Consider the following 23,110-nt stretch of genomic DNA (forward strand, 5'->3'; position numbering starts at 1 on the left):
AGCATGACAGATTATAATGATTTCAATGTTACAAATCGAGGGAATGGAAACGACAGAAGACATGTAAAAAGAAGAAAGAAGAAGCAGATAACTCCATTATTCTTTTTCTTCTTGTGTCTTCTGCTCATTAGTGTTTCAGGGTTATTAAAACTAAGTTTTAATAAAAACACACAATATTATGGAGGTGATAAGAACAAAGAAGACAATATTATAGAACTCATGGCTAAAGGCGGAAAGAATGTAGTTGATACCATTAAAAATTCTGGTCAATTAGGGAAATTAGAAGAAAAGAATTACCCAGAAAGTCTAATCAAATTATATAAGAGAAACAAAGAAGCAAGAACCTTTGTTTTAAATTATGAAAAACACATGGAAAAAGATTTAAATAATGAGGGTTATTTGGATAATCAGAATGGTGTCGATATAAGCAAAGACATGAAAAGATTGAAAAAGGGCGAAATTCCATTGTTCTTACAGTGGGATGAAAGATGGGGCTATTCAAAATATGGTGATGACTTTATGGCGCTTACTGGATGTGGACCAACTTCGCTTAGTATGGTCTATTGTGGACTTACTGGAAAAAAGAAGTATGATCCTGATAAATTAGCAAAATTGGCAGATAGTAAAGGCTATTATGTTGATGGAGCTGGTTCATCGTGGAATATGATGGTAGATTTGGCTTATGAAATAGGACTTAAAGCATCAAATATTTCAGCTGATAGTGATGTCGTTAGTAATTATTTGCGTGAAGGATTACCAATTATATGTATAATGGGTCCCGGAGATTTTACTAATAGTGGTCATTTTATTGTTTTGACAGGTATTGATGAAGACGGAAAAGTAAAAGTGAATGATCCTAATAGTATAGAGAACAGTCAAAAGTCGTGGGATTTAGATGAGCTTATACCTCAGGTTAAAAATCTTTGGGTATACGGGTATGAGCAAGAGGAGTATATGGAAGATGATTATTCCATGTATGAAGATGAATTCGTTGAAGGATTCTAAGCAACAAATTTAGAATTAAATAACAAAAACTAAGAAAATAGAATAAAAAACTTATTACAATTCAATACAATATAACATACTATACAAATAAAAAATAGCGTCTGCAGTTTATCTGCGGACGTTTTTTTGTGTAACAAATTCTTTTTTCTAAAACCATATTGACAAATTTAAAAATTGATTGTATTATTTGTATTATAAAGAGTAATACAAATAATACATGATATACAAAACAAAGATGTATGAAATAGTGAGGGGATGTAAAGGAGGATATAATATGAATACAACATTATTATTAGCAAGTAAGACAATTCCAAAGGATTGGATTCCATTTTTGATTCCACTTATTGCGCTTCAGATTGGATTATATATATTTACTATGGTTCATATCTTTAGACATGATCATTATAAAAGAGGAAGTAGATTACTTTGGGTAATAGTTGCAACAATTGGATGTGAATTCGTTGGACCAATTATCTATATGGTATTTGGAAGAGAAGATGATTAATGACATATAAAGATGGTAGTGATGAATAAATATAAAGAATAATTGGTGATGATATGAATATTTTGGAAATTAATAATCTTAAAAAGGCATTTGCTGAAAAAGAAGTTTTAAAGGGTGTTGATTTAACAGTAAGTAGTAATACAATTTATGGATTTGTAGGTAAGAATGGTGCAGGTAAAACTACAACCATGAAGATGATTTTGGGGCTTATGAAAAGTGATGAAGGTAAGATATTTGTTAATGGAAAAGAAGTAAAGTATGGAGATAATGAAACTAATCGTTACATAGGTTACTTACCTGATGTGCCAGAGTTTTATAATTACATGAATGCTAGAGAATACTTAAAACTTTGTGGTGAGATTTCTAAGATGAAAAGTGATGATATTAAGAAGAGAACTGATGAATTGCTTGAAAAAGTTGGACTCGCTGGTGAAAAGAAAAAGATAAAAGGGTATTCAAGAGGAATGAAGCAGCGACTTGGAGTTGCAGCAGCACTTTTCTCAAGACCTAAGCTTTTGATTTGCGATGAACCTACATCAGCACTTGATCCAATAGGTAGAAAGGAACTTCTTGAGATTTTACTTGAAGCTAAGAAAGAAACAACAATTATTTTTTCAACACATATTCTTTCAGATGTGGAAAAGATTTGTGATGAGATGGCATTTCTAAATGATGGAAAGATAGTTTTAAGTGGAAAGATTTCGGATATAAAAAATAAAAATAGAAAGAATCGATATATTATTGATTCTGATGGACATAATGATGAACTGATTGGAGTTTTTGAAGGATTACGAAAAATTAGTGATGATGAACTTGAATTAATAGATGTTACTAAGTTATCAAATATTTTAGAGTATATGAGTAATAATGATATTAAGCCACTAAAGATAGAAAGAGTTGAACCATCGGTTGAAGATTTGTTTGTGGAGGTGACGAAGCAATGATTTCATTTTTTAATAAAGAATGGTTAGAGAATATTAGAAATGGAAAAATATATATTTCTGCTTTTGTATTTGCAATCATAGGTGTTTTATCTCCAGCAATTGCAAAACTTACACCGGAACTTTACAAAATGTTTGCAGATGACTTAAAAGAATCAGGAATGATAATTACAGAAGTTAAGGTTACGGCTTTTGATTCGTATGCACAGTTTTATAAAAATATTCCAATGGCACTTATAGCATTTGTGTTAATATTTGCTGGGTTTATGACTGTTGAATATCAAAAAGGTACTTTGGTTATGATGATTACAAAGGGACTTTCAAGAAGAAAAGTGTTGTATGCAAAAAGTATTTTTCTATTTATGATATGGACTGTTATGTATTTTACTTGCTTTTTTATAACACATGGTTATACATTATTTTATTGGGATGTAAGTAAAGTTAAAAACCTTTCATTTGCTGTAATTATTATGTATGTTTTTGGAGTATATGTTCTTTCACTTATGATTTTGTTTAGCGTGATTTCAAAAACTATGAGTGGAGTATTAATAGGATGTGGAGGGATAGTTTTTATATTTAGTATCTTTAGTATTATTCCAAAGTGTGAAAAGTATTTTCCGAATAAATTAATGGATGGCATGAGTTTATTAAAAGGAAATCTTGGTATTGCTGATTATAAATATGCAGTTGTGGTAACTATTATATTAATCATATTTAATATTGGATTATCAAGTTACATTTTTAAGAAGAAGGCGTTATAGGAAGAGTATAATTTTTGGATTTTAAATTTATAGGATGGTGATGTGAATGATAATAAGAATTGATGATTATTCAGATGTGCCTATTTATCAGCAAATACGAAATGAAATAATAAATGGAATTTCAAGTGGGAAGTTAAAACCTGGAGAGCAATTGCCAACGGTTAGAGCGTTAGCTTTAGAAATTGGAATTAATTCAATGACAGTTAGTAAGGCATATCAGTTGCTTAAGCAGGAAGGGTATATACTAACCGATCGAAAAAAAGGCGCAGTTATTAGGGAAATGATAAAGCAGGATGGTAAGATTAATTCAGCAAATAAAAATGAACTAAAGAGAATTATATCTGAATCAAAACTTGCGGGTGTATCAGAAAAAGATTTTATAGAAGAAGTTAAACTTTTATATAAGGAGGGTTAGTTATGAGTGCTGTTACGATTACAGGTTTAATCTTTTTTATTTCTTTTATCGGAGTGGCTGCATTTACTAGATTTAAGTATTATCCAAGTAATGTAGAAAAAGCTAAGTTTATATATGGGCTTAGAAATAGGAAAGAATATTATAAAGATGAGAATAAAAAAACAGTTTTGGATATTTATGATAAACACAGAAAGAATTTTTTAAAACTATCCATAGTATTAGCAGTTATAGGTGCTTTATTATTTTTCCTAGATAACTTTACATTTAAAATTTCGTTATGGACCATGTGGCTGTTAGTGGCTATAGTTGCTATTTACATTCCATATGTTTTAGGTAATAAGGAATTAAAAACATTTAAAAAGACTATACAGATCAAAAATGAAAAAAAGGTAATTATTGATACTAAGAATACATTATCATATGGAATGAATAAAGGGATAGGATTTATTCTTCCGTTAATTATAGGTTTTGTATGTATGGTGATTGCAGTTTTATTTGATATGGAGATTATCGGAGATAATTTATCTTTATCTAAAACATATACTTATACAATAATGATTGGCTCATTTTATTCAATTTCTATTATTGCTTATATTTGTTCATTTATTATGGATAGTATGAAAAATGAAGTTATTTCTGAAGACAGTGATGTGAATCTAAATTATAACAGAGCTAAGAAAAGAAATTATAGTAATAGCCTTAAGTGCATGCTTTGGATAAATACGCTATACATTATAGTTAACTTGGTTTTAATATACTTTGATTTAGTTGATGATTTATATGTTCTTATAGCAATGGTTGTTTATATGTTTTTCCTTTTCTTAGGAATAGGAATTTATGTATTAAGGGATAGTAAGATTAATTCAATCTATAAGAAAGAAACAAGCATTGAAGTTGATGATGATGATTATTGGATTTATGGTATGTTTTATTATAATCCAAATGATAAGAGAATTAATGTTGAAAAGAGAAACGGATTTGGTACCACAGTTAATTTCGGAACAACAGTAGGAAAAATAATGATGATTGTTTTAGGACTTACTATTATAGGAAGTTTATTTGCTGTTGGTTTACTTGGAGCTTATGAAGTTGTTCCAATTGATGTTAAGATTGAAGATGACAAAGTAATATGTCATCAGTTAAGAGACGATTATAAAATAGATATTGATGATATAAAGTCAGTTGAACTTTTAGGAAAGTTTAAAGATGTTAAAGCTTCCAGAACAAATGGTGTTGGCATGCCTAATCTTTTGAAAGGTAATTTTAATATAAAGGGTGAAGGAGCAGTTAAAGTATTTTTAAATCCAGAGAATGATCACTATATTAAAATAACTACAGATAAGAAAACATATTTTATAAGTGAGGCAGAAGATAAGGATACCAAACAAACCTTTGATGACATTAAAGACAAACTGAATAAATAATATTATCAGATGTTTTAAATATCATAAATATAACTTCTGATAATAGTTAAGTAAAAGCCGTGCTTTAAAAGCGCGGCTTTTGTGGTTATAGAAAAGAATTATATATAGATGGTTGACAGATGTAAAAGTCATTGTTATAATACAATTAAACATATGAATGAATGTTCATATGTTGTAAACAGATAAATTCCAATAATGATGAAGTATAGAGGTTATTTATTGATTTATTAAGTATTTAAAAGAAAAAGGAGATATGGATTATGAAGAAGACATATAAGATTGAAGTAGATTGCGCTAACTGTGCTAACAAGATGGAAGATGCAGCTAAAAATACTAATGGTGTTAAGGATTGTACAGTTAATTTCATGACTTTAAAAATGAAGGTTGAATTTGAAGATGATGCTAACGTTGATGTGGTTATGAATGAGGTTCTTAAGAATTGTAAGATAGTAGAAGATGATTGTGAAATCTACTTATAGGATGTTAATCGCATAGTGTAATGTATATGGAAAAATAATGGGAGCCTATCGAAAAGATTAATAAAGATTAGTATATTACGAATAGAGAGTGATTATATGAATAATAAGCAGAAAAAGGCAGCAAGGAATATAATTATAGCCATAGTATTGGTTGTTAGTATCAAATTGATACTAAGTATTGGTATTATTCCAAGTGAATTTGCTGATAAAAAAGTATCCTTATTGAATAAAATATTTAAGATGAAATATGTACTTGAGTTTATTTTGTTTATGATTCCATATTTTGTTGTGGGATGGGATATATTAAGAAAAGCCTTTAAGGGAATTTTAAATAAACAAGTTTTCGATGAAAACTTTCTTATGGCCGTTGCAACAATTGGAGCAATTATAATGGGCGAGTACGTAGAAGGTGTTGCAGTAATGCTTTTCTACCAAATAGGAGAATTGTTCCAATCAGTTGCAGTTGGCAAGAGCAGAAAGAACATATCTGACCTTATGGAGATTAGACCTGATTATGCTAATCTTGAGGTAGAGGAAAATGGAGAAACAGAGAAGGTTGATCCTGACGAAGTTGAGGTTGGAAGTATTATCGTGGTTTACCCAGGAGAGAAGATTCCAATTGATGGAGTGGTGATTAGTGGAAATTCGACACTTAATACTGCAGCTCTTACTGGTGAAAGTGTTCCAAGAACAGTTAATAGTGGGGATGAAGTTATAAGTGGTTGTGTAAATATGTCCGGTATCTTACGTATTGAAACAACTAAGGAGTTTGATGAATCAACTGCTTCCAAGATATTAGAACTTGTTGAGAATGCTAGTTCAAGAAAGAGTACACCGGAGAATTTTATTACTAAGTTCGCTAAGGTATATACACCACTTGTTTGTTATCTAGCATTAGCATTAGCAGTTATTCCGCCTGCGCTACTAACTATTACAGGTCATGATGCTAATGTTACAACATGGATATATAGAGCACTTACATTTCTTGTAATAAGTTGTCCATGTGCATTAGTTATAAGCATACCACTTACGTTTTTCGCCGGTCTAGGCGGAGCTAGTCATGAAGGTATACTTATTAAGGGCTCTAATTACATGGAAAATTTGTCAAAGGTAAGTACAGTTGTATTTGATAAAACTGGCACTATGACAAAGGGTGTATTTGAAGTTACACGAATTATCCCAGCAAATGGATGCGATGAAAATATACTTTTAAGAATTGCTGCTATTGCAGAATCTGTATCAAACCATCCTATAGCTAGAAGTATTGTAAATGGTTATTTAAGTAAAGAAAATGGCGCAGATTTAGATAGTGGTTTAGATAAAGAAAGTTTTGAAGAAGTATCAGGTAAGGGTATTAAGTGTAGTATTAATTCACAGAAGGTACTTTGTGGTAATGAAAAACTTATGGATATGGAGAATGTTGCATTTGAAAAATGTGATAAATCAGGTTCCATAGTTTATGTTGCAATTGATGGAGTTTATAAGGGTTGTATAGTTATTTCTGATGAGATAAAGGAAACAGCGAAAGAAGCACTTAAAAAATTAAGAGATATTGGAATTAAGGAAAACATTATGCTAACAGGTGACGTTGAAGCAGTTGCAAAAGATGTCTCTAAGCAAATAGGTGCAAATAAGTATTATGCTAATCTATTACCACAAAACAAGGTGGAAATAGTAGAAGAATTACTGACAAATATGAAAGATGATGGTAAACTTATATTTGTTGGAGATGGAATAAATGATGCTCCAGTATTATCAAGAGCTGACATTGGTGTTGCCATGGGAGCACTTGGTCAGGATGCTGCAATTGAAGCAGCGGATGTGGTATTAATGAATGATGATCCACTTATGATTCATAGAAGCATAAAGATTGCTAGAAAGTGTATTAGGATTGTATATGAGAACATTTATTTTGCCATTGGAGTTAAAGTATTATGTTTAATACTTGGTGCAGTAGGAATTGCTAATATGTGGCTTGCAATATTTGCTGATGTTGGTGTTATGGTATTAGCAGTGCTTAATGCTATTAGAGCACTTAGAACTAATTAATGAGGTAAATTATGGCTGAGAAAAAATATAAGAATAAAGAAGATTATTCAGATATAAAGTGTGAACATACTCATGTTCATAGGGATAAAATTGAAAAGGTAAATGCTTCAATGATTGATGAAGATGAGTTATATGATTTAGCTGAACTTTTTAAGGTTTTTGGAGACTCAACTAGAATTAAGATTCTTTTTGCTTTAGTTGAAGCAGATTTATGTGTATGTGATATTGCAGAAACTCTTAACATGACTCAGTCTGCTATTTCACATCAGTTAAAGATTTTAAAACAAAGCAAACTAGTTAAAGGAACAAGAGAAGGCAAAAGTATAATCTATGCCCTTGCCGATGACCACGTAAGAAGTATCATTGCACAGGGCATTGAACACATTGAAGAATAATACATAACCTAAATGTTTTACAAGTCTATTTTGAATGAAATATTGAAAGCTGCTGGCATAGTCAGCAGCTTTTTCTTTGCAAAATAAATAAAACTCTCAGGTTTTATCGCGTTTAAAGTATAAAAAGACATCAAAAAATGCTGTTTTTGAGTCAGTTTTGAGTCATATTTCAAAGAAGTTGCGATAATTATAAAATCAATGGAAGGAGGAACCCATAGAACACCTGGGCGACTTTTATAAAACGTCAGTATAAATGTCAGATTAAAAAAGTTAGTTGAATTATATGAAAATTTGTGTATAATAAAAGTAACAGAGTTGCCCAAAGTTTTTTAACATTGGGGACCAGCTGAGCATTGAGCTCAGTTTTTTTGCTTTAAGGAGATATTATGAGGATATGATATCTTTTGTCAATTTCATTCTTTAAGAACTATTTATAGGTGGTATTTAGGAGAACTCATGAAAAAAAATAAGAAACAATTAATATGTGCAATAATATCGTTATGTTTATTGTTTTCTTCCTTCTGTTTCGGTAATTTAGAAACGGATTTTTTTTGCGTGCAAGAGAATGGAATTAGCAGAAATGTAAGTTTTTCGATAGAGTATCTTTCGACACACGATGACATATATTTCCAACAAAACATAAAAGAAACAGGAGGGACTGCTTCTAGCCAATTATATTTAAAAAATGGAAAAAATGGCTCTAACAACCGGAATGTTTTAGTTTTGGGATTTTCAAATAACATAATAACTAGTCTTTTTCTATTATTTTTCTTAATATTGAATAGGGTAAATTTAGATAATATTAATTTATCTTACGTCAATATTCTTCGATTTATTCACGATAAGGACGGAAAAAAATAACTGAATCTATTTTTTAGCCTATGGAAACATAGGTTTATTTGAGTACAAAAAAATAGATGGAGGTTATGAAATGACTATTTTACATAGTATAGGCAACTACCTTGTTTTTGCTTTTATGGCAATAGTTGGAGGTGGTTCATCTATTGCTGTAATTCTAGGGATTATTGGAACAATAATCTATAAGTTTTACAGAAAAATAAAATACGGAAAGTCTTTATATGATTAAAAGGAGAACAATATGGATAATATAATAGTTGGAGTTATGACAGTAATAGTAGTAGGTGCAGGGATTTTTTGCTGGTGGATGAGTAGAGATACTGGTGATGACGATGAAAAGGAAGGCGATAAAAAATGATAGCTTTAAAAATACTACTATTATGTATCGGATTTGCTTTACTGATAAAGGGTGCAGACTGGTTTGTTGATGGGTGTTCAGGTATAGCAAATAGATTTGGAATACCGCAAATAGTTATTGGGCTTACAATAGTCGCAATGGGAACTAGCGCACCGGAAGCCGCAGTGAGTATAACTGCAGCCTTAAAAGGAAATGTTGGAATATCAGTAGGCAATGTGATAGGAAGCAATATTTTAAATGTCCTAATTATTTTAGGAATAACATCGTTAATTATACCTTTGAATTTAAAAAAAAGTACATTGAAATACGAGATCCCATTTATGATTTTTATGTCTATAATGATGATTGTAATGGGAATAGAAAAAAATAGCATTTCTCGAATAGAAGGAATGATAATGTGGTTTTTCTTCCTTGGATATTTGATGTATTTGTTTTTCTTAAGTAGAAAAGAGAAAGATGATAATCTCGAAGATAAAACAGAAACCATTTGGAAACTGTTAATGTTTGCAATTATAGGAGTAATAACCATAATATTAGGAAGTAATATTTCTGTTGATGCGGCAACAGCGATTGCTAAGCAAATAGGAATAAGTAATAGAATTATCGGATTAACTATTGTGGCCTTAGGAACATCACTTCCTGAATTAGTTACGTCTATTATTGCAGCAAGAAAGGGAAACGATGATATAGCAATAGGAAATATTGTGGGCAGTAATATATTTAATATTTTGTTTGTTATTGGAACATCATCAATTATAATACCGATAAAATTTCAAAATCCATTTATTGTGGATGGAATAGTTGCTGTTTTAGCAGGGATTTCACTCTTTTTGTTGACAATGAAAAGAAAACAATTAAATCGTGTAGGTGGTATGATTTTACTTTGTGAGTATGCAGTTTATTCTGTATATTTATTTAATAATAATTAATATGGAGACTGACGATATTAAATTCGTCAGTCTTTTTTATATTCAGATAGATAATATTAATCTGCAAACACGTAAGGTTTGAATTATTGTCTGTAAATTTTTATGGTAAGAAAACGGTTGTTATGATATTATATGTTTAGTTTGTTTTTGAAGTATATTTTAGAAATTAAAGAAGGTAATTTGCTGGTATAAATAATTTATGGGGAATAATAATTGGAGGAGTAAAATGCAGGAATTTTTTAAGAAGTTTTTCAGAATGGAAATTGACTTTGAAACTCTTAAGAGTGAAGCAGAGCTTAATTTGGATGGTTCTGATAACTACGATGAAATAAAGAAGAAACTTAATAATGAGGATGATAGCATTACAGTTTATAAACCAGATGTGGATGATTTTATTCAGGCATGTACTAACGCACAATTTGCTGATAATCCTGATGAAAAATTAATGATGTGGTTTTCAAAATTATATTCTGTGTTATTTGACTTTTATGGGTTTGATAAATTAGTTGAAAAATATGATGATTATATTCCTAATATTCCAACAGAGGATGATGAGGCTACCTGGCATTGTTTTCAACTTATAAAGTATAAATATTTCTTTAATGATGATATGGATGTTAATGAAATAATTGCTACTATTATTCAGGCTGGTGAAACATATAAAATTAATAAGGGCAGAGATGAATCTGAGTATGCTTATACGGACGAACAGATTAGAGGTGCTATTCAGATTTTTAGTGCTCCAGGTAATGCTGAAGAAATGGATGAAGAGCAGAAAGAAAAGTTTAAAAAGATGCTTGAAGAGGGCGTTGAAAGAGAATTAGTTGAGGCCATGGCTACTAAGGGTTATGCTCTTTACGGTGGAAATGCTCTTTATGAATGTGACTGGGAAAAGAGTAGGGATTTATTTGAAAGATTATATGAAATAACCGGTGATGCTCAATTTGCTAATACTTTAGGCTATATATATTATTATGGAAGATGTAATGGTGGAGTACCTGAGTATGATAAGGCTTTTAAGTATTTTACCTGTGGTCATATGGGTGGATATTATGAATCTGCATATAAGCTTTCAGATATGTTTAGACTAGGCAAGGGCGTCCCTGTTAATAAAAAGGTTGCTATTGATTTAGTTGCTAGAATATATAATGAGAATCTTGAAAGATTAGAACATAATGAGTTTGGTTGTAAGTATGCAGATGTTGCTTTAAGACTGGGTTCATTTTTTGAAAATGGTGATGTAGTTGAAAAGGATTTATTCACTGCATATAATTATTATCTTAAGGCTATGTATGCTATAGGAAAACGTGTTGATTTTGATTATTTTGGCGATAAAAAAGTATTGTCTAATATTGAAAAGAGCATTGATAGAACAAGAGATGCTATATTAAAAGATGATTCGATTGGGTTAACATTTGCTGATGAGGTTGATTATGCGTTTTTACCATGTGTAAATCATCTTTTAGATAGAAATAGAGTCGTAAGAGTGACTATGAAGATTCTTAATGATGAGGAAGTTATGATTACGGCTGAAGGAATTACCATGTCTGAAAATGGTGAGGAGGAAGTAAATAATTTCTTGTTCAGTGATCCGATTATTGAAGAGGTTCAATTATCCAGCAAATACACATTTTTCGCAGAGGGGAGATTCTCTGAAATTGTGAAGAAACTAGATAATGACATCACAATTGAAGAAGGTGAATTTTCTGTTTTAGTTGATGAAATAAATCCTATTTTTAAAACGGATGATAATAATGATTTTAGTGATCCAATCACTGATAGAACAGTTGAAAATATTGATAATTTTGCAAGAATGCGAATTGATATGAAAAAAGAGGAGCCTAATAATCCTGTTTCATATCAGTTTATGTATTTAAATAACATGGAATTTGAACTAGATTGCGTTGATTACAAATTGAAAAAAGGAAAGCTTGTTATTGATGAATCTATAGTGGATGAAAAGATGGAAAATGACGAAAAATAAATCTTAGAGGAGATGAAATGGCAGAAACAATTATTGAGTTAAAAAACATTACGAAGACATACGATGATACTCAGGTTTTAAAGGGTATCGATTTAAATATTAAGGAAAAGGAATTTCTTACATTACTTGGACCAAGTGGATGTGGTAAAACTACAATTCTTAGAATTATTAGCGGATTTGAAGATGCTGATGATGGTGCGGTAGTGTTTGAAGGTGTTGATATTTCAAAGATTCCTTCATATAAGCGTGAAGTTAATACTGTCTTTCAGAAGTATGCTCTTTTTCCATTTTTAAATGTTTATGATAATGTTGCATTTGGTCTTAATTTGAAGAAGATGGATAAGACCATCATAGAAGAAAAGGTTTCAAAGATGCTTAAACTTGTTGGTCTTTCTGGATTTGAAAAAAGAGATGTAACTTCTTTATCTGGTGGTCAGCAGCAGCGTGTTGCAATAGCAAGAGCGTTAGTTAATGAACCTAAGGTTTTACTTTTAGATGAACCTCTTAGCGCATTAGATGCAAAACTTCGTAAGGAGATGCAGGTTGAACTTAAAAAGATTCAGAAGGAAGTTGGTATTACTTTCATTTTTGTAACGCATGATCAGGAAGAAGCATTATCAATGTCTGATACTATTGTTGTTATGAATGATGGTATTATTCAGCAAATAGGTTCGCCTATTGATATTTACAACGAACCACAGAACAGATTCGTTGCTGGATTTATAGGTGAATCAAATATTATCCCTGGTAATATGATTAAGGACTGCCTTGTTTACTTTGATGGAAGTGAATGGGAGTGTGTTGATAAGGGATTTAAGGAAAATGAAGACATTGACGTAGTGTTACGTCCTGAAGATATTGATATTGTTTCAAAGAAAAAAGGTAATGTTACTGGTGAAATAGTATCTAAGGTATTTAGAGGCGTTCATTATGAATACATGATAAAAACAGAATATAGAGATTATAAGGTGCATACAACAGAGAATTATGAGATTGGTAAAGAAGTAGGCTTATCAGTTGATCCATATGATATTCAGGTAATGCATGGTAAGGAGGCATAAATGAGTCATTATAAAGGATTTGTAAAACCCTATATATTATGGTCATTTTTGCTTATAGTTCTTCCACTTTTTATGATTGTTTTATATTCAGTTACAGTGGATGATAACTCTCTTTTGACCATACATTTTACACTTGATAATTTTAGGAAGATAACTGATCCAGTTTATTTGAATGTATTTGCTAAATCTATGAAGATTGGATTAATTACTGTTGTTATCTGTTTGTTGTTAGCTTATCCACTTGCATATTTTATTTCTCTTTTTGATGATGATGTGCAGGGCATATTGATTTTAATTGTTACAATTCCTATGTGGATTAATACACTTCTTCGTACATATGCATGGATTAGTTTATTAGCAGATAATGGAATTGTTAATTCACTTCTTAAGTTTTTAGGACTTAACCAGCATACATTTATGTATACGGATTTTTCGGTAATTATGGGTCTTGTGTGTGATCTTTTACCATTTATGGTTATTCCAATTCATACAAGTCTTGCAAAGATGGACCATTCACTTGTTGAAGCCGCAAGTGATCTTGGAGCAAATAAATTCCAGGTATTTAGAAAGGTTATATTAAAACTATCAATTCCTGGTGTTGTTAATGGAGTTACATTGGTATTCTTATTATCAATTTCAAGTTTCGTAATTCCAGTTCTTTTAGGTGGACATCAGTATGTATTAGTTGGTAACTTGATTGAAAATCAGTTTATTTCAGTTGGTGACTGGAATTTTGGTAGCGCAATTTCAGTTATCTTAGCAGTGTTTATTTTAATATTTATGGCGCTTGTTGGAAGCCTTGATTCTGAAGAGAATGGAGGTAAGAGCGCATGAGTAAAAAGAAGATATCGATTGGATCAAAATTATATATATTACTTTGCTTCATCTTCTTTTATTTACCAATAGTTGTAACTATGGTTTTTTCTTTTAATTCATCTAAATCCTTAACTAAGTTTACTGGTTTTTCATTTAGATGGTATAAAAAACTTTTAACTGATGAAGGCATTATTTCATCAGTGTATGTTTCGCTTAGTATTGCCATAATTGCCACATTTGTTTCAACAGTACTTGGAACAATAACAGCTATTGGACTTTCGAAAAGTAGAAAAGTAGTAAAAGATTGTATATTAAATATTAATAATATTCCGATTATGAATCCGGACATAGTAACGGCAATTGGACTTATGATTTTATTTACATCGCTTCGTATGGGAAGAGGATATTTAACAATGCTTCTTGCACATATTCTTTTCTGTACACCGTATGTAATTACAAGCGTTTATCCAAAGGTTCGTTCAATGGACCATAATCTAGCAGATGCTGCAATGGATTTAGGTGCAACACCATTTGAAGCACTTACAAAGGTTATTATACCTATGCTTAAGCCAGGGATATTTGCTGGTATGTTATTAGCATTTACAATGTCACTTGATGACTTTGTTGTATCATACTTTGTAACAGGTAATGGTGTTTCAAATATTTCAATTGTTGTTTATAACATGACTAAGAGAACAAATCCTACAATTAACTCTCTTTCTACACTTCTTATTTTAGTAGTTGTAGTGATAATTGTTGCGGTTAATGTTATCCCTAATGTGGCTAAGAAAAGAAGATTTAAGAGAGAATCTTATTCAACACCTCTTATTTCTAAGAGAGTAAAGAGAGTGTTTAGCATTGTTGGATTTGCTTGTGTTGGTCTTTTTGCGGTTTATTGTATTAGTAGCTTCTTAAAGATTAAGAATAAACCTGAACTTAGAGTGTTTAATGCTGGAGAATACATTGATACGTCACTTATTGAGAAGTTTGAAAAAGAGTATAATTGTAAGGTTATATATGAAACGTTTGATTCGAATGAATCAATGTATACAAAGCTTAAAAGTGGAGCTTCTTATGATATTGTAATTCCTAGTGATTATATGATTGAACGACTTATTAGTGAAGAGTATTTAAAAGAAATTGACTGGAGTAGAATTACAAATAAAAAGAATATTATTCCAGAACTTTTAGATAATGAATTCGATCCAGGTAGTAAGTATGCTGTGCCTTATTACTGGGGAACAGTTGGAATTGTATATGATAAAAATGTTGTTGATAAAAAGGACCTTGAAGACGGTTGGGAGATTTTAAACAACGAAAAGTATAAGGGAAATCTTTATATGTATGATTCTGAAAGAGATTCACTTATGATTGCTCTTAAGGCATTAGGTTATTCCATGAATACGGATAATACTGATGAACTCGATAAAGCATATGAATGGCTTATAGATGAGCATGATAAGATGGAACCTGTATATGCAGGAGATGATGTTATAGATAACATGATTTCAGGCAATAAAGCCATGGCAGTAGTTTATTCAGGAGATGGTGCTTACATAGTTTCTGAGAATGGAGACATGGATTTCTTTGTACCAAATCAAGGTAGTAATGTTTGGACAGATGCCATGCTTCTTACAAAGGACTGTATTAATGAGGATTTAGCGTATAAGTACATGGACTTTTTCCTAAGAGAGGATGTTGCTACAACTAACACTGAGTATATCGGTTATGATAGTGCAGTCAAGTCAGTCTATGAGTACTTTAGAGATGAGGAATACGAAGGTAATAATGCTTGTGCACCTGATATTTCAAATCCAAAGAATGAAGCGTTCCATGATCAGAATGAAAAAACAAGAATGTATTGCGATGAAATCTGGACTAAGGTTAAGTCGCGATAGATGATTGATAGTAAAGATACAAAGAACAATGGTTATTTATAATCATTGTTCTTTTTTACTATGGAGCAAATGCAGTTGTTATTTTATTAACATTTTTTTATAACTTTTTTCTAACAGTTAAGTCAAGAATGTCTTAATTCTATTGAATTTGAGGGGGTTTATTTATATGATAGTTTTACTGTATATAATATGTATATTAAATATATATATTATATGGGCGGATGAAAAAACAATTTAAAAAAGAATACGAATATAAATATTAATTTGAAAGGAGTGATTAGAAAAAGGTAAAACCGAAATAATTGGTTGCTATGATAATTTGTTATGTATGGAATTTAATAAGGGACTAGTAAAACATAAGAAATTATGTAATGTATTGAAAAGGTGGTGGCTATATGGCAACTGAAATGGTTTTTAAAAGAGTAGAGAAAAAGTATTTAATTGACAAGAGTACATATGATAAGTTCATTGAGGCAATTGATCCATATATGCAGATGGATCAATATGGACTGCATACCATATGTAACATTTATTTTGATACGGATGATTATGAGCTTGTAAGTAGATCAATAGAAAAACCAGTATACAAAGAAAAAATAAGATTAAGATGTTATGGAACGCCATCTAAGGAATCGGCAAGTTTCATAGAGATTAAAAAGAAGTTTAAAGGAATTGTATATAAACGAAGAGAAGAGTTTACCTATGATGAGGCTAAAAGATTTATGCTCGGTAAGGAACATCCATCTAAAGATAGTCAAATAACAAAGGAGATTGATTATTTTCTAGATTTTTATAATCCTGTGGCTAAGCTATATTTAGCATATGACAGGGAGGCATTTTTTAGTACTAATGAAGACATGGTTAGAATGACTATAGACAGAAATATAAGATACAGGGAAGATGAAATAGACATGATAAATGGAGATTATGGAGAGCGTCTGTTTGATGATGATTTGAGGCTGCTGGAAATAAAAGTGGCAGATGCGTTTCCGTTATGGTTAACAAGTATTTTAACCGAGTTAAAGATATATCCAACTTCATTTTCTAAGTATGGTAATATTTACAAAAAATGCAACGATGAAAGGAGAAACATAAATGTTGTTTGATAGTATTTTAGATAGTTCGATAGGAAAGGTTCCAGCTGTTTTGATTTGTAGTGTTGTGGCTGTGATTCTAGGGTTTATAATAGCAAAGTGTTATATGCAGACAGGAAAGTATACAAAGAATTTTGTTATGACTCTTGTGCTCTTACCTCCTCTTGTACAAGTGGTTATATTTGCTGTTAATGGAAACTTAGGAACTTCAGTTGCAGTTTTAGGTGCATTTGGTCTTGTTAAGTTTAGATCGATACCTGGTACTTCAAAGGAGATAGCAACAGTATTCCTTAGTATGGCGATTGGACTTATTTGTGGTATGGGACTTGTAGGATTTGCTTCAGTATTTACTGTATTTATATGTGCAGTATATTTAATACTTGCAAAGAGTTCGTTCGGCGAATGTAGTGAGTTTGAAAAAACACTTAAGGTTACAATACCGGAAAATCTTGATTATAGTGGGGTGTTTGATGATATATTTGAAAAGTTTACAGGAAAGGTTATTCTTAATAGAGTAAAAACTGTAAATCTTGGTAGTATGTATGAACTCGAATATGCAGTTCTTATAAATGACATAAATAGTGAAAAGCAGATGATTGATGAAATTAGATGTAGAAACGGAAATTTATCAATTGTTTGTTGTAAGAATTTAGAGGCAACAGGCGAAGAATTATAGATACAATCTATTATTAAGCCTAAAAGATAATGGAGATAACAAACTTTAAAGTTAATGATACAGCAGCCAATTATATTTAGTTGATTTACCTCTAAAGGGAAAGGGTCAAAATTAACGACGGCAAATCCTTAATGGATTTGCCGTTTGTTGTTTTAATAGAACAATATGGTATAATTGTTTGTATGTGAAATAAATTTATGCAGGTGGTTGTATGTTTGAAGAAGATTTAAAAGGATTTAAAGGCCTGTTTATGGGCTTTATAATATTGGTAATAGCAATAGGTCTTATTCATGCCATTATTTTTAATTCGGTTGATAGGGACAAAGCAAAATCCATTGCTGAAGATTATAATGGAGAAATGCGAGGATTGATTGAAAGAAGCAAATCCTGTAGGCAAGATTGGAAAAAAGAAGAACTATATAACGACATAGAAGATTATGTTCATAGGGTAAGAGAACTTGAAGATGTAGAAAGAGAATATATTGATAATGAACTATATCGCAAATTAATTAATGCAAAGTCAAGACTGGAAAAATATAAGGATAATCGTGAAGAAGCAAGAGAAAAAGTAGTTGCATTAAACGTAAAAATACAAGTCCTTGATGAAAATTTTGATATGGAAAAAGACATTCCACAAGCTGAATACATTGTAAAAACTTTTAATTCGCTTCCGTCAGATATTCGTTTAACTGTTGAGAATATGACAAAGTATAATAAAATCGAAGACAGATATTATGAGTACCTCGCAAATAAGGTAGAGGAACTTATTGATGGGATTGGTGAGGTTAAATACGATGAAGCTTGTAAGGATAAATTATATGAAGCTGGAAAGGCCTATCGTGATTTGGCAACTAGTGCAAAGAGAAAAGTTGAAAACAAAAATGTGTTTGATGAAAAACTTGAGACCTATTATAAATTAGAAGATGAGGCAACAGGTTCACATAGTGATATGTTTAAAGAAGACCTGGGCATGTTGGAATGGTATATTAAAAATAAAGGTAATACCAATGTGAATGATGGTAAATAGAAATGAATTAATGATTTAAATTATCATTAGCGAATAGGCGTGAGGTTGAAATAATTAAATAATTGAATTATAATTATGTAGGTTTAGACTGTGTTTAAACCTACTAGTTATTTGTAAGTATATATGCAGCAGATGCATATTTGGAATATGGAGGAAAAAATGGATAAGAAGTTAATACCAATTACGCTCCTTACAGGGTACCTTGGAGCAGGAAAAACAACATTGCTTAATTATGTACTTAATAACCAGGAAGGTTATAAAGTTGCAGTAATCGTAAATGATATAGGTGAAGTTAATATTGATGCTGAACTTATTGAAAAAGGTGGACAGGTTACAGGTACTGATGATAGTTTAGTACCACTTCAGAATGGATGTATTTGCTGTACACTTAAGACAGATCTTATGGATCAGATTACAGGTCTTGTTAATCAGAATAAGTTTGATTATATTCTTATTGAAGCAAGTGGTATCTGTGAGCCTATTCCAATTGCACAGACACTTACAATGATGGATGGTTCAGGTGCACAGTATAACATTCCTGCCATTGCAAGACTTGATAATGTAGTTGCAGTAGTTGATGCACTTAGACTTGTTAAAGAGTTTGGTGGCGGAGATGACTTAATGGATGAAGAATTAGAAGATGAAGATATTGCAAATCTTTTAATTCAGCAGATTGAATTCTGTAACACGATTATTATTAATAAGGTTGATTGCGTAAGTCCTGAGGAACTTGATAAAGTTAAGGCAGTAGTTCGTGCACTTCAGCCAGAAGCTAAGATGATTGAAGCTTCATATGGTAAAGTAGAAATTAGTGAGATTTTAAATACAAATAACTTTGATTTTGAAAAGGTTTGTACATCAGCAGGTTGGGTACATGCTATGGAAGAAGATGAACATGATCACGAGGAAGAACATGAGCATCATCATCACGACCATGATGACGAGCATGAACATCACCATCATGATGAACATGATCACGACGAACATGAACATCATCATGACCATGACCACGATTGTGACCATGAACATGGAAAGTGTAGTTGTGGACATTATCATGATCACGACCACGCTCATGGCGAAGAATATGGTATCGCAACATTTGTATATTTAAGAAGAAGACCATTTGTTAAGGAAAAATTAGAAGAATGGTTATCTAAATTCCCTAAGAGCGTTATTAGATGTAAGGGTCTTATGTGGTTTGAAAGAGAAAGAGATACTGCTTATGTATTTGAACAGTCAGGTTGGCAGATGAGCGCAACAGATTATGGTTGCTGGGTTGCTGCTGCTCCTAAGGATATTAAGGAAGAAGCATTAGCTAATGACCCAAGTATCTTAAAAGACTGGGATGAAGAATACGGTGATCGTATGATTAAACTTGTATTTATTGGTCAGCACATGAATCAGGAAGAAATTGAAAAAGGATTAGATTCTTGTTTAGGTAAGTAATATGTTTGATAAATTAACAAAATCTGATATCGAAAAGATGGAAGCTGAAATTGAACACAGAAAGGTTGTTGTAAGAAAAGAAGCTCTTGAGGCTGTAAAGGAAGCAAGAGCGCATGGCGACCTTAGTGAGAATTTTGAATATAAAGCTGCTAAGCAGTATAAGAATCAAAATGAAGGAAGAATTAGATACCTTGAAAAGATGATTAAGACAGCACAGATTATAGAAGACGAATCTACAGATGATGAGGTTGGTCTTAATAAGGAAGTTACAGTAGAATTCATAGATATGAATCGAAAGAAAACTTTCGTTTTAGTAACAACTGTTTTAGGAAATTCAAGGGAAGGAAAGATAAGCATTGATTCTCCAATAGGGATGGCTGTTAAAGGCAAGAAGGTTGGAGATGAAGCAGAGTTTACTCTTCCTAATGGTAATGTATCTAAAGTTAAGATATTAGAAATAAAAAAATATGAGGGTGAACTTGAACTTAGAAAGTTTTAGTCATGTATTATATTGAGTAAATTAAACAATAGAAAGTGAGTTTATTATGGCAGAAGAAAATAAGAGCGTAGAGAGTGGATGTGATCCATCAAGTTGTGCAACTTGTCCATCAGCATCGAACTGTGGATCAGCTAAGCCAGCATTTGATCCAGCTAATAAAGCTAGTAACATTAAACATGTTATTGCTGTAATGAGTGGTAAAGGTGGTGTTGGTAAATCATTTGTTAGTGCTTCACTTGCAGTTGATTTAAAAAGCAAAGGTTATAATGTTGGTATCTTAGATGCTGATATTACAGGACCATCAATTCCAAAGATGTTTGGTGTTAAGAACAATATTACAGGTACTGATGATGGAATTATACCAGGTGAAACAGCAATGGGTATTAGAGTAATGTCTGTTAATCTTTTACTTGAACATGATGATGATCCTGTTGTTTGGAGAGGACCAGTTATCGCAGGTGTAATAAAGCAGTTCTGGGGCGAAGTAGTTTGGGGTGACCTTGATTACTTAATTATCGATATGCCACCAGGAACTGGTGATGTTCCACTTACAGTATTCCAGTCTATTCCTGTTGATGGAACAATTATAGTTACATCACCTCAGGATCTTGTTAAGATGATTGTTGGTAAGTCTGTTAACATGGCAAAGAAAATGGATATTCCAATTTTAGGTGTTGTTGAAAACTATAGTTATCTTGAATGCCCAGATTGTGGAAAGCATATTCCAGTATTTGGTGAAAGCAAGATTGACGAAATTGCAGCAGAACTTGGTATTGATGTTTTAGGTAAGATGCCTATTATGACAAAGTCAGCTAGTCTTGCTGATAAGGGTGCGTTTGATTTAAGTGAAAATAAGTATATTGAAGATGCAACAAAGGTTTTGGAAAACTTGGATAAATAATGTTATAATGAGTATAACGCAGGCAGCATTCAGTCAGCTGCCTGCATTTTTTTTGATAAAAAAATTTTTTTCAACTTTTTTGTAATGTTTTTTCATCTTGCCTGTTTATATGATAAGAGGGCGAGGTGAAGCAATGAGAGGTGAGCATATGCCGGATATGGAAGAGATATACAGGAAGTATTGTATTCCCTTAAAAAAATTTGTATTGACACTTTGTCATAATGATGTTTTGGCCGATGATATAGTATCCGAGACATTTTATAAAGCCATAGTAAATATAGATTCATTTAGAGGCGGGAATTTATACGCATGGCTTTGTACAATAGCAAAGAATACATATTTCAATTATTTAAAGAAAAAAGAGAATATGAATATTTCACTTGATGACAGGGAGTATCTTGAAGTTAACACCTCGTCTTCTACGGAAGAAAAATTTATAGAGAGGGAAGAAAAGCGTGAACTTAGAGAATGCATAGAATCCCTTTCGGAGGCTGAAAAGGAAGTTGTAAAACTTAGAACTTATTCAGGATTATCATTTAAGGAAATAGGTACTGTTTTACACAAAAGTGAAAATTGGGCAAGAGTAATTTATTACAGAAGCAAAGAAAAGTTGAAAGGAATGATGGATTATGAAAAATGAAAAAATGTGTAATATCGTAAAAGATATGTTGCCTTTATATATTGATGATTTATGTAGTGATGAAAGTAAAAAGATGGTTGAAGATCACATCAAGGAATGTGAAGAATGTAGACATGTACTTGAATCAATGAAGGAAGGTGAAGAAGCTATTGCTTCTTACGATGTAAATAATTTTGATAGTGATGAACAGTTAATTAAAAGAGTAAGTAAGGACATTAATAGAAAAACTGGTAAATCAAGAAAAATTGCAGCTGCATGCATTGGAGTTGTTGTAGTATTATTGTTTGGATTATATGCTCCAATTAAAAGTATTAGTTCTGAAGATTTAAACGTTGTAGTCGAGGTTTTGGATAAACAGGATTGCGCAATTGGAAGCGATGGCATGAAGATGGAAGAATTCAAAGGAGAAATGGTATTAATAAATGATGGCGATTCTGAAAACAAAAGTGAAAAATACGTTCCAGTTATTATTCCAGGATTTTCAAAAGTTGATGGTTATGATGGATTGATTTCAGAAAGTGAATTAAGTAGAATTGGTTCTGATCAGCGCTATGAAGGGAATGGCCGGATGGTGTATGCTGGAGGTTATCAGGGAACAGGAACAGCAATTCAGGAAGGAACTGAATTTGAAAAGGTTTCAGTAATAAGATTTTATTCAGATAAGATTATAAAAGGTTATAGTATTTCAGTTAAGGGAGATACATTATATATTAAGAATCCACGAACAACACTTTTTAATAATACATCAAAAACACAGGGATATTTCTGTGATGTTGAACTTCAGGAGATTACAAAAGTTGTTGTAGTATCAGGAAATGATGAAGAAGTTATATACGGAGAATAAATCAAATAGTTTTGCATTACGACTTCATGATATGGGAAGTGATATTAAATTTTATAATATCACTTCTTTTTTTTGTAACGTTTTAAATTTTGAAGTGTTTAATAT

At 31.4% G+C, this 23,110-nt stretch carries 24 protein-coding genes; all 24 read left to right on the forward strand.

Going from position 1 to position 23,110, the window contains the following annotated elements:
- Positions 1-3 precede the first annotated feature (3 nt).
- The 24 genes from B5D16_RS04475 (at position 4) to B5D16_RS04585 (ending at position 23,005) form a co-directional block, all read left to right on the forward strand.
- Complete coding sequence (locus B5D16_RS04475; protein WP_159444276.1) at positions 4-1,005, forward strand: C39 family peptidase; 1,002 nt, start codon at positions 4-6, stop codon at positions 1,003-1,005.
- A gap of 274 nt (positions 1,006-1,279) precedes the next feature.
- Positions 1,280-1,510 (forward strand): PLDc N-terminal domain-containing protein, encoded by a 231-nt coding sequence (locus B5D16_RS04480; RefSeq protein ID WP_078765777.1) that lies wholly within the window; start codon positions 1,280-1,282, stop codon positions 1,508-1,510.
- 53 nt (positions 1,511-1,563) lie between these two features.
- Complete coding sequence (locus B5D16_RS04485; protein WP_078765778.1) at positions 1,564-2,454, forward strand: ABC transporter ATP-binding protein; 891 nt, start codon at positions 1,564-1,566, stop codon at positions 2,452-2,454.
- Complete coding sequence (locus B5D16_RS04490; protein WP_078765779.1) at positions 2,451-3,212, forward strand: ABC transporter permease subunit; 762 nt, start codon at positions 2,451-2,453, stop codon at positions 3,210-3,212. The genes B5D16_RS04485 and B5D16_RS04490 overlap by 4 nt, the downstream gene beginning before the upstream one ends.
- 46 nt (positions 3,213-3,258) lie before the next feature.
- Positions 3,259-3,627 carry a GntR family transcriptional regulator gene (locus B5D16_RS04495; RefSeq protein ID WP_078765780.1) on the forward strand — a complete coding sequence of 123 codons (369 nt, stop codon included), beginning with the start codon at positions 3,259-3,261 and terminating at the stop codon, positions 3,625-3,627.
- Positions 3,628-3,629: 2 nt separating this feature from the next.
- Positions 3,630-5,051, forward strand: a complete 1,422-nt coding sequence (locus tag B5D16_RS04500) for a DUF5808 domain-containing protein (RefSeq protein WP_078765781.1) — start codon at positions 3,630-3,632, stop codon at positions 5,049-5,051.
- Between the two features lie 260 nt (positions 5,052-5,311).
- Positions 5,312-5,530 carry a cation transporter gene (locus B5D16_RS04505; RefSeq protein WP_078765782.1) on the forward strand — a complete coding sequence of 73 codons (219 nt, stop codon included), beginning with the start codon at positions 5,312-5,314 and terminating at the stop codon, positions 5,528-5,530.
- Positions 5,531-5,626: 96 nt separating this feature from the next.
- Complete coding sequence (locus B5D16_RS04510) at positions 5,627-7,579, forward strand: heavy metal translocating P-type ATPase (protein ID WP_200803937.1); 1,953 nt, start codon at positions 5,627-5,629, stop codon at positions 7,577-7,579.
- Positions 7,580-7,590: 11 nt separating this feature from the next.
- Positions 7,591-7,974, forward strand: a complete 384-nt coding sequence (locus B5D16_RS04515; RefSeq protein ID WP_078765784.1) for an ArsR/SmtB family transcription factor — start codon at positions 7,591-7,593, stop codon at positions 7,972-7,974.
- 456 nt (positions 7,975-8,430) lie between these two features.
- Entirely contained in the window at positions 8,431-8,835 is a 405-nt protein-coding gene (locus B5D16_RS04520) for a hypothetical protein (RefSeq protein ID WP_078765785.1), read from the forward strand.
- A 70-nt stretch (positions 8,836-8,905) separates the two neighbouring features.
- Positions 8,906-9,061 (forward strand): hypothetical protein, encoded by a 156-nt coding sequence (locus B5D16_RS12435; RefSeq protein WP_159444277.1) that lies wholly within the window; start codon positions 8,906-8,908, stop codon positions 9,059-9,061.
- 125 nt (positions 9,062-9,186) lie between these two features.
- Complete coding sequence (locus tag B5D16_RS04525; protein WP_078765786.1) at positions 9,187-10,119, forward strand: calcium/sodium antiporter; 933 nt, start codon at positions 9,187-9,189, stop codon at positions 10,117-10,119.
- 226 nt (positions 10,120-10,345) lie between these two features.
- Positions 10,346-12,103, forward strand: a complete 1,758-nt coding sequence (locus B5D16_RS04530) for a tetratricopeptide repeat protein (RefSeq protein WP_078765787.1) — start codon at positions 10,346-10,348, stop codon at positions 12,101-12,103.
- 17 nt (positions 12,104-12,120) lie between these two features.
- Entirely contained in the window at positions 12,121-13,164 is a 1,044-nt protein-coding gene (potA, locus tag B5D16_RS04535) for a spermidine/putrescine ABC transporter ATP-binding protein (protein WP_078765788.1), read from the forward strand.
- A complete protein-coding gene (locus tag B5D16_RS04540) occupies positions 13,165-13,998 on the forward strand; it encodes an ABC transporter permease (protein WP_078765789.1) in 834 nt (277 codons plus the stop codon).
- Positions 13,995-15,878 carry an extracellular solute-binding protein gene (locus tag B5D16_RS04545; RefSeq protein WP_078765790.1) on the forward strand — a complete coding sequence of 628 codons (1,884 nt, stop codon included), beginning with the start codon at positions 13,995-13,997 and terminating at the stop codon, positions 15,876-15,878. Before B5D16_RS04540 ends, B5D16_RS04545 begins: the two co-directional genes overlap by 4 nt.
- Positions 15,879-16,273: 395 nt before the next feature.
- Positions 16,274-16,984: a polyphosphate polymerase domain-containing protein gene (locus B5D16_RS04550; protein WP_078765791.1), complete on the forward strand. Its 711-nt coding sequence runs from the start codon at positions 16,274-16,276 to the stop codon at positions 16,982-16,984.
- Positions 16,974-17,648 (forward strand): DUF4956 domain-containing protein, encoded by a 675-nt coding sequence (locus B5D16_RS04555; RefSeq protein WP_200803939.1) that lies wholly within the window; start codon positions 16,974-16,976, stop codon positions 17,646-17,648. Before B5D16_RS04550 ends, B5D16_RS04555 begins: the two co-directional genes overlap by 11 nt.
- Positions 17,649-17,859: 211 nt before the next feature.
- Positions 17,860-18,675 (forward strand): hypothetical protein, encoded by an 816-nt coding sequence (locus B5D16_RS04560; protein WP_078765792.1) that lies wholly within the window; start codon positions 17,860-17,862, stop codon positions 18,673-18,675.
- Between the two features lie 159 nt (positions 18,676-18,834).
- Entirely contained in the window at positions 18,835-20,121 is a 1,287-nt protein-coding gene (locus tag B5D16_RS04565; protein ID WP_078765793.1) for a GTP-binding protein, read from the forward strand.
- A gap of 1 nt (position 20,122) precedes the next feature.
- Positions 20,123-20,620 carry a GreA/GreB family elongation factor gene (locus B5D16_RS04570; RefSeq protein WP_078765794.1) on the forward strand — a complete coding sequence of 166 codons (498 nt, stop codon included), beginning with the start codon at positions 20,123-20,125 and terminating at the stop codon, positions 20,618-20,620.
- Between the two features lie 46 nt (positions 20,621-20,666).
- Positions 20,667-21,521 (forward strand): Mrp/NBP35 family ATP-binding protein, encoded by an 855-nt coding sequence (locus tag B5D16_RS04575; RefSeq protein WP_078765795.1) that lies wholly within the window; start codon positions 20,667-20,669, stop codon positions 21,519-21,521.
- A gap of 109 nt (positions 21,522-21,630) precedes the next feature.
- Complete coding sequence (locus tag B5D16_RS04580) at positions 21,631-22,161, forward strand: RNA polymerase sigma factor (protein ID WP_078765796.1); 531 nt, start codon at positions 21,631-21,633, stop codon at positions 22,159-22,161.
- Positions 22,151-23,005 carry a zf-HC2 domain-containing protein gene (locus B5D16_RS04585; RefSeq protein ID WP_078765797.1) on the forward strand — a complete coding sequence of 285 codons (855 nt, stop codon included), beginning with the start codon at positions 22,151-22,153 and terminating at the stop codon, positions 23,003-23,005. Before B5D16_RS04580 ends, B5D16_RS04585 begins: the two co-directional genes overlap by 11 nt.
- The last annotated feature ends 105 nt before the right edge of the window (positions 23,006-23,110 follow it).

Source organism: Eubacterium uniforme, assembly GCF_900167115.1.
GTDB classification, from domain to species: domain Bacteria; phylum Bacillota; class Clostridia; order Lachnospirales; family Lachnospiraceae; genus Eubacterium_S; species Eubacterium_S uniforme.

What these genes read in the sequence shown, in the direction of transcription:
- B5D16_RS04475 (WP_159444276.1), top strand. Translation starts at nt 4, where the DNA reads ATGACAGATTATAATGATTTCAATGTTACAAATCGAGGGAATGGAAAC.
- B5D16_RS04480 (WP_078765777.1), top strand. Translation starts at nt 1,280, where the DNA reads ATGAATACAACATTATTATTAGCAAGTAAGACAATTCCAAAGGATTGG.
- B5D16_RS04485 (WP_078765778.1), top strand. Translation starts at nt 1,564, where the DNA reads ATGAATATTTTGGAAATTAATAATCTTAAAAAGGCATTTGCTGAAAAA.
- B5D16_RS04490 (WP_078765779.1), top strand. Translation starts at nt 2,451, where the DNA reads ATGATTTCATTTTTTAATAAAGAATGGTTAGAGAATATTAGAAATGGA.
- B5D16_RS04495 (WP_078765780.1), top strand. Translation starts at nt 3,259, where the DNA reads ATGATAATAAGAATTGATGATTATTCAGATGTGCCTATTTATCAGCAA.
- B5D16_RS04500 (WP_078765781.1), top strand. Translation starts at nt 3,630, where the DNA reads ATGAGTGCTGTTACGATTACAGGTTTAATCTTTTTTATTTCTTTTATC.
- B5D16_RS04505 (WP_078765782.1), top strand. Translation starts at nt 5,312, where the DNA reads ATGAAGAAGACATATAAGATTGAAGTAGATTGCGCTAACTGTGCTAAC.
- B5D16_RS04510 (WP_200803937.1), top strand. Translation starts at nt 5,627, where the DNA reads ATGAATAATAAGCAGAAAAAGGCAGCAAGGAATATAATTATAGCCATA.
- B5D16_RS04515 (WP_078765784.1), top strand. Translation starts at nt 7,591, where the DNA reads ATGGCTGAGAAAAAATATAAGAATAAAGAAGATTATTCAGATATAAAG.
- B5D16_RS04520 (WP_078765785.1), top strand. Translation starts at nt 8,431, where the DNA reads ATGAAAAAAAATAAGAAACAATTAATATGTGCAATAATATCGTTATGT.
- B5D16_RS12435 (WP_159444277.1), top strand. Translation starts at nt 8,906, where the DNA reads ATGACTATTTTACATAGTATAGGCAACTACCTTGTTTTTGCTTTTATG.
- B5D16_RS04525 (WP_078765786.1), top strand. Translation starts at nt 9,187, where the DNA reads ATGATAGCTTTAAAAATACTACTATTATGTATCGGATTTGCTTTACTG.
- B5D16_RS04530 (WP_078765787.1), top strand. Translation starts at nt 10,346, where the DNA reads ATGCAGGAATTTTTTAAGAAGTTTTTCAGAATGGAAATTGACTTTGAA.
- potA (WP_078765788.1), top strand. Translation starts at nt 12,121, where the DNA reads ATGGCAGAAACAATTATTGAGTTAAAAAACATTACGAAGACATACGAT.
- B5D16_RS04540 (WP_078765789.1), top strand. Translation starts at nt 13,165, where the DNA reads ATGAGTCATTATAAAGGATTTGTAAAACCCTATATATTATGGTCATTT.
- B5D16_RS04545 (WP_078765790.1), top strand. Translation starts at nt 13,995, where the DNA reads ATGAGTAAAAAGAAGATATCGATTGGATCAAAATTATATATATTACTT.
- B5D16_RS04550 (WP_078765791.1), top strand. Translation starts at nt 16,274, where the DNA reads ATGGCAACTGAAATGGTTTTTAAAAGAGTAGAGAAAAAGTATTTAATT.
- B5D16_RS04555 (WP_200803939.1), top strand. Translation starts at nt 16,974, where the DNA reads ATGTTGTTTGATAGTATTTTAGATAGTTCGATAGGAAAGGTTCCAGCT.
- B5D16_RS04560 (WP_078765792.1), top strand. Translation starts at nt 17,860, where the DNA reads ATGTTTGAAGAAGATTTAAAAGGATTTAAAGGCCTGTTTATGGGCTTT.
- B5D16_RS04565 (WP_078765793.1), top strand. Translation starts at nt 18,835, where the DNA reads ATGGATAAGAAGTTAATACCAATTACGCTCCTTACAGGGTACCTTGGA.
- B5D16_RS04570 (WP_078765794.1), top strand. Translation starts at nt 20,123, where the DNA reads ATGTTTGATAAATTAACAAAATCTGATATCGAAAAGATGGAAGCTGAA.
- B5D16_RS04575 (WP_078765795.1), top strand. Translation starts at nt 20,667, where the DNA reads ATGGCAGAAGAAAATAAGAGCGTAGAGAGTGGATGTGATCCATCAAGT.
- B5D16_RS04580 (WP_078765796.1), top strand. Translation starts at nt 21,631, where the DNA reads ATGATAAGAGGGCGAGGTGAAGCAATGAGAGGTGAGCATATGCCGGAT.
- B5D16_RS04585 (WP_078765797.1), top strand. Translation starts at nt 22,151, where the DNA reads ATGAAAAATGAAAAAATGTGTAATATCGTAAAAGATATGTTGCCTTTA.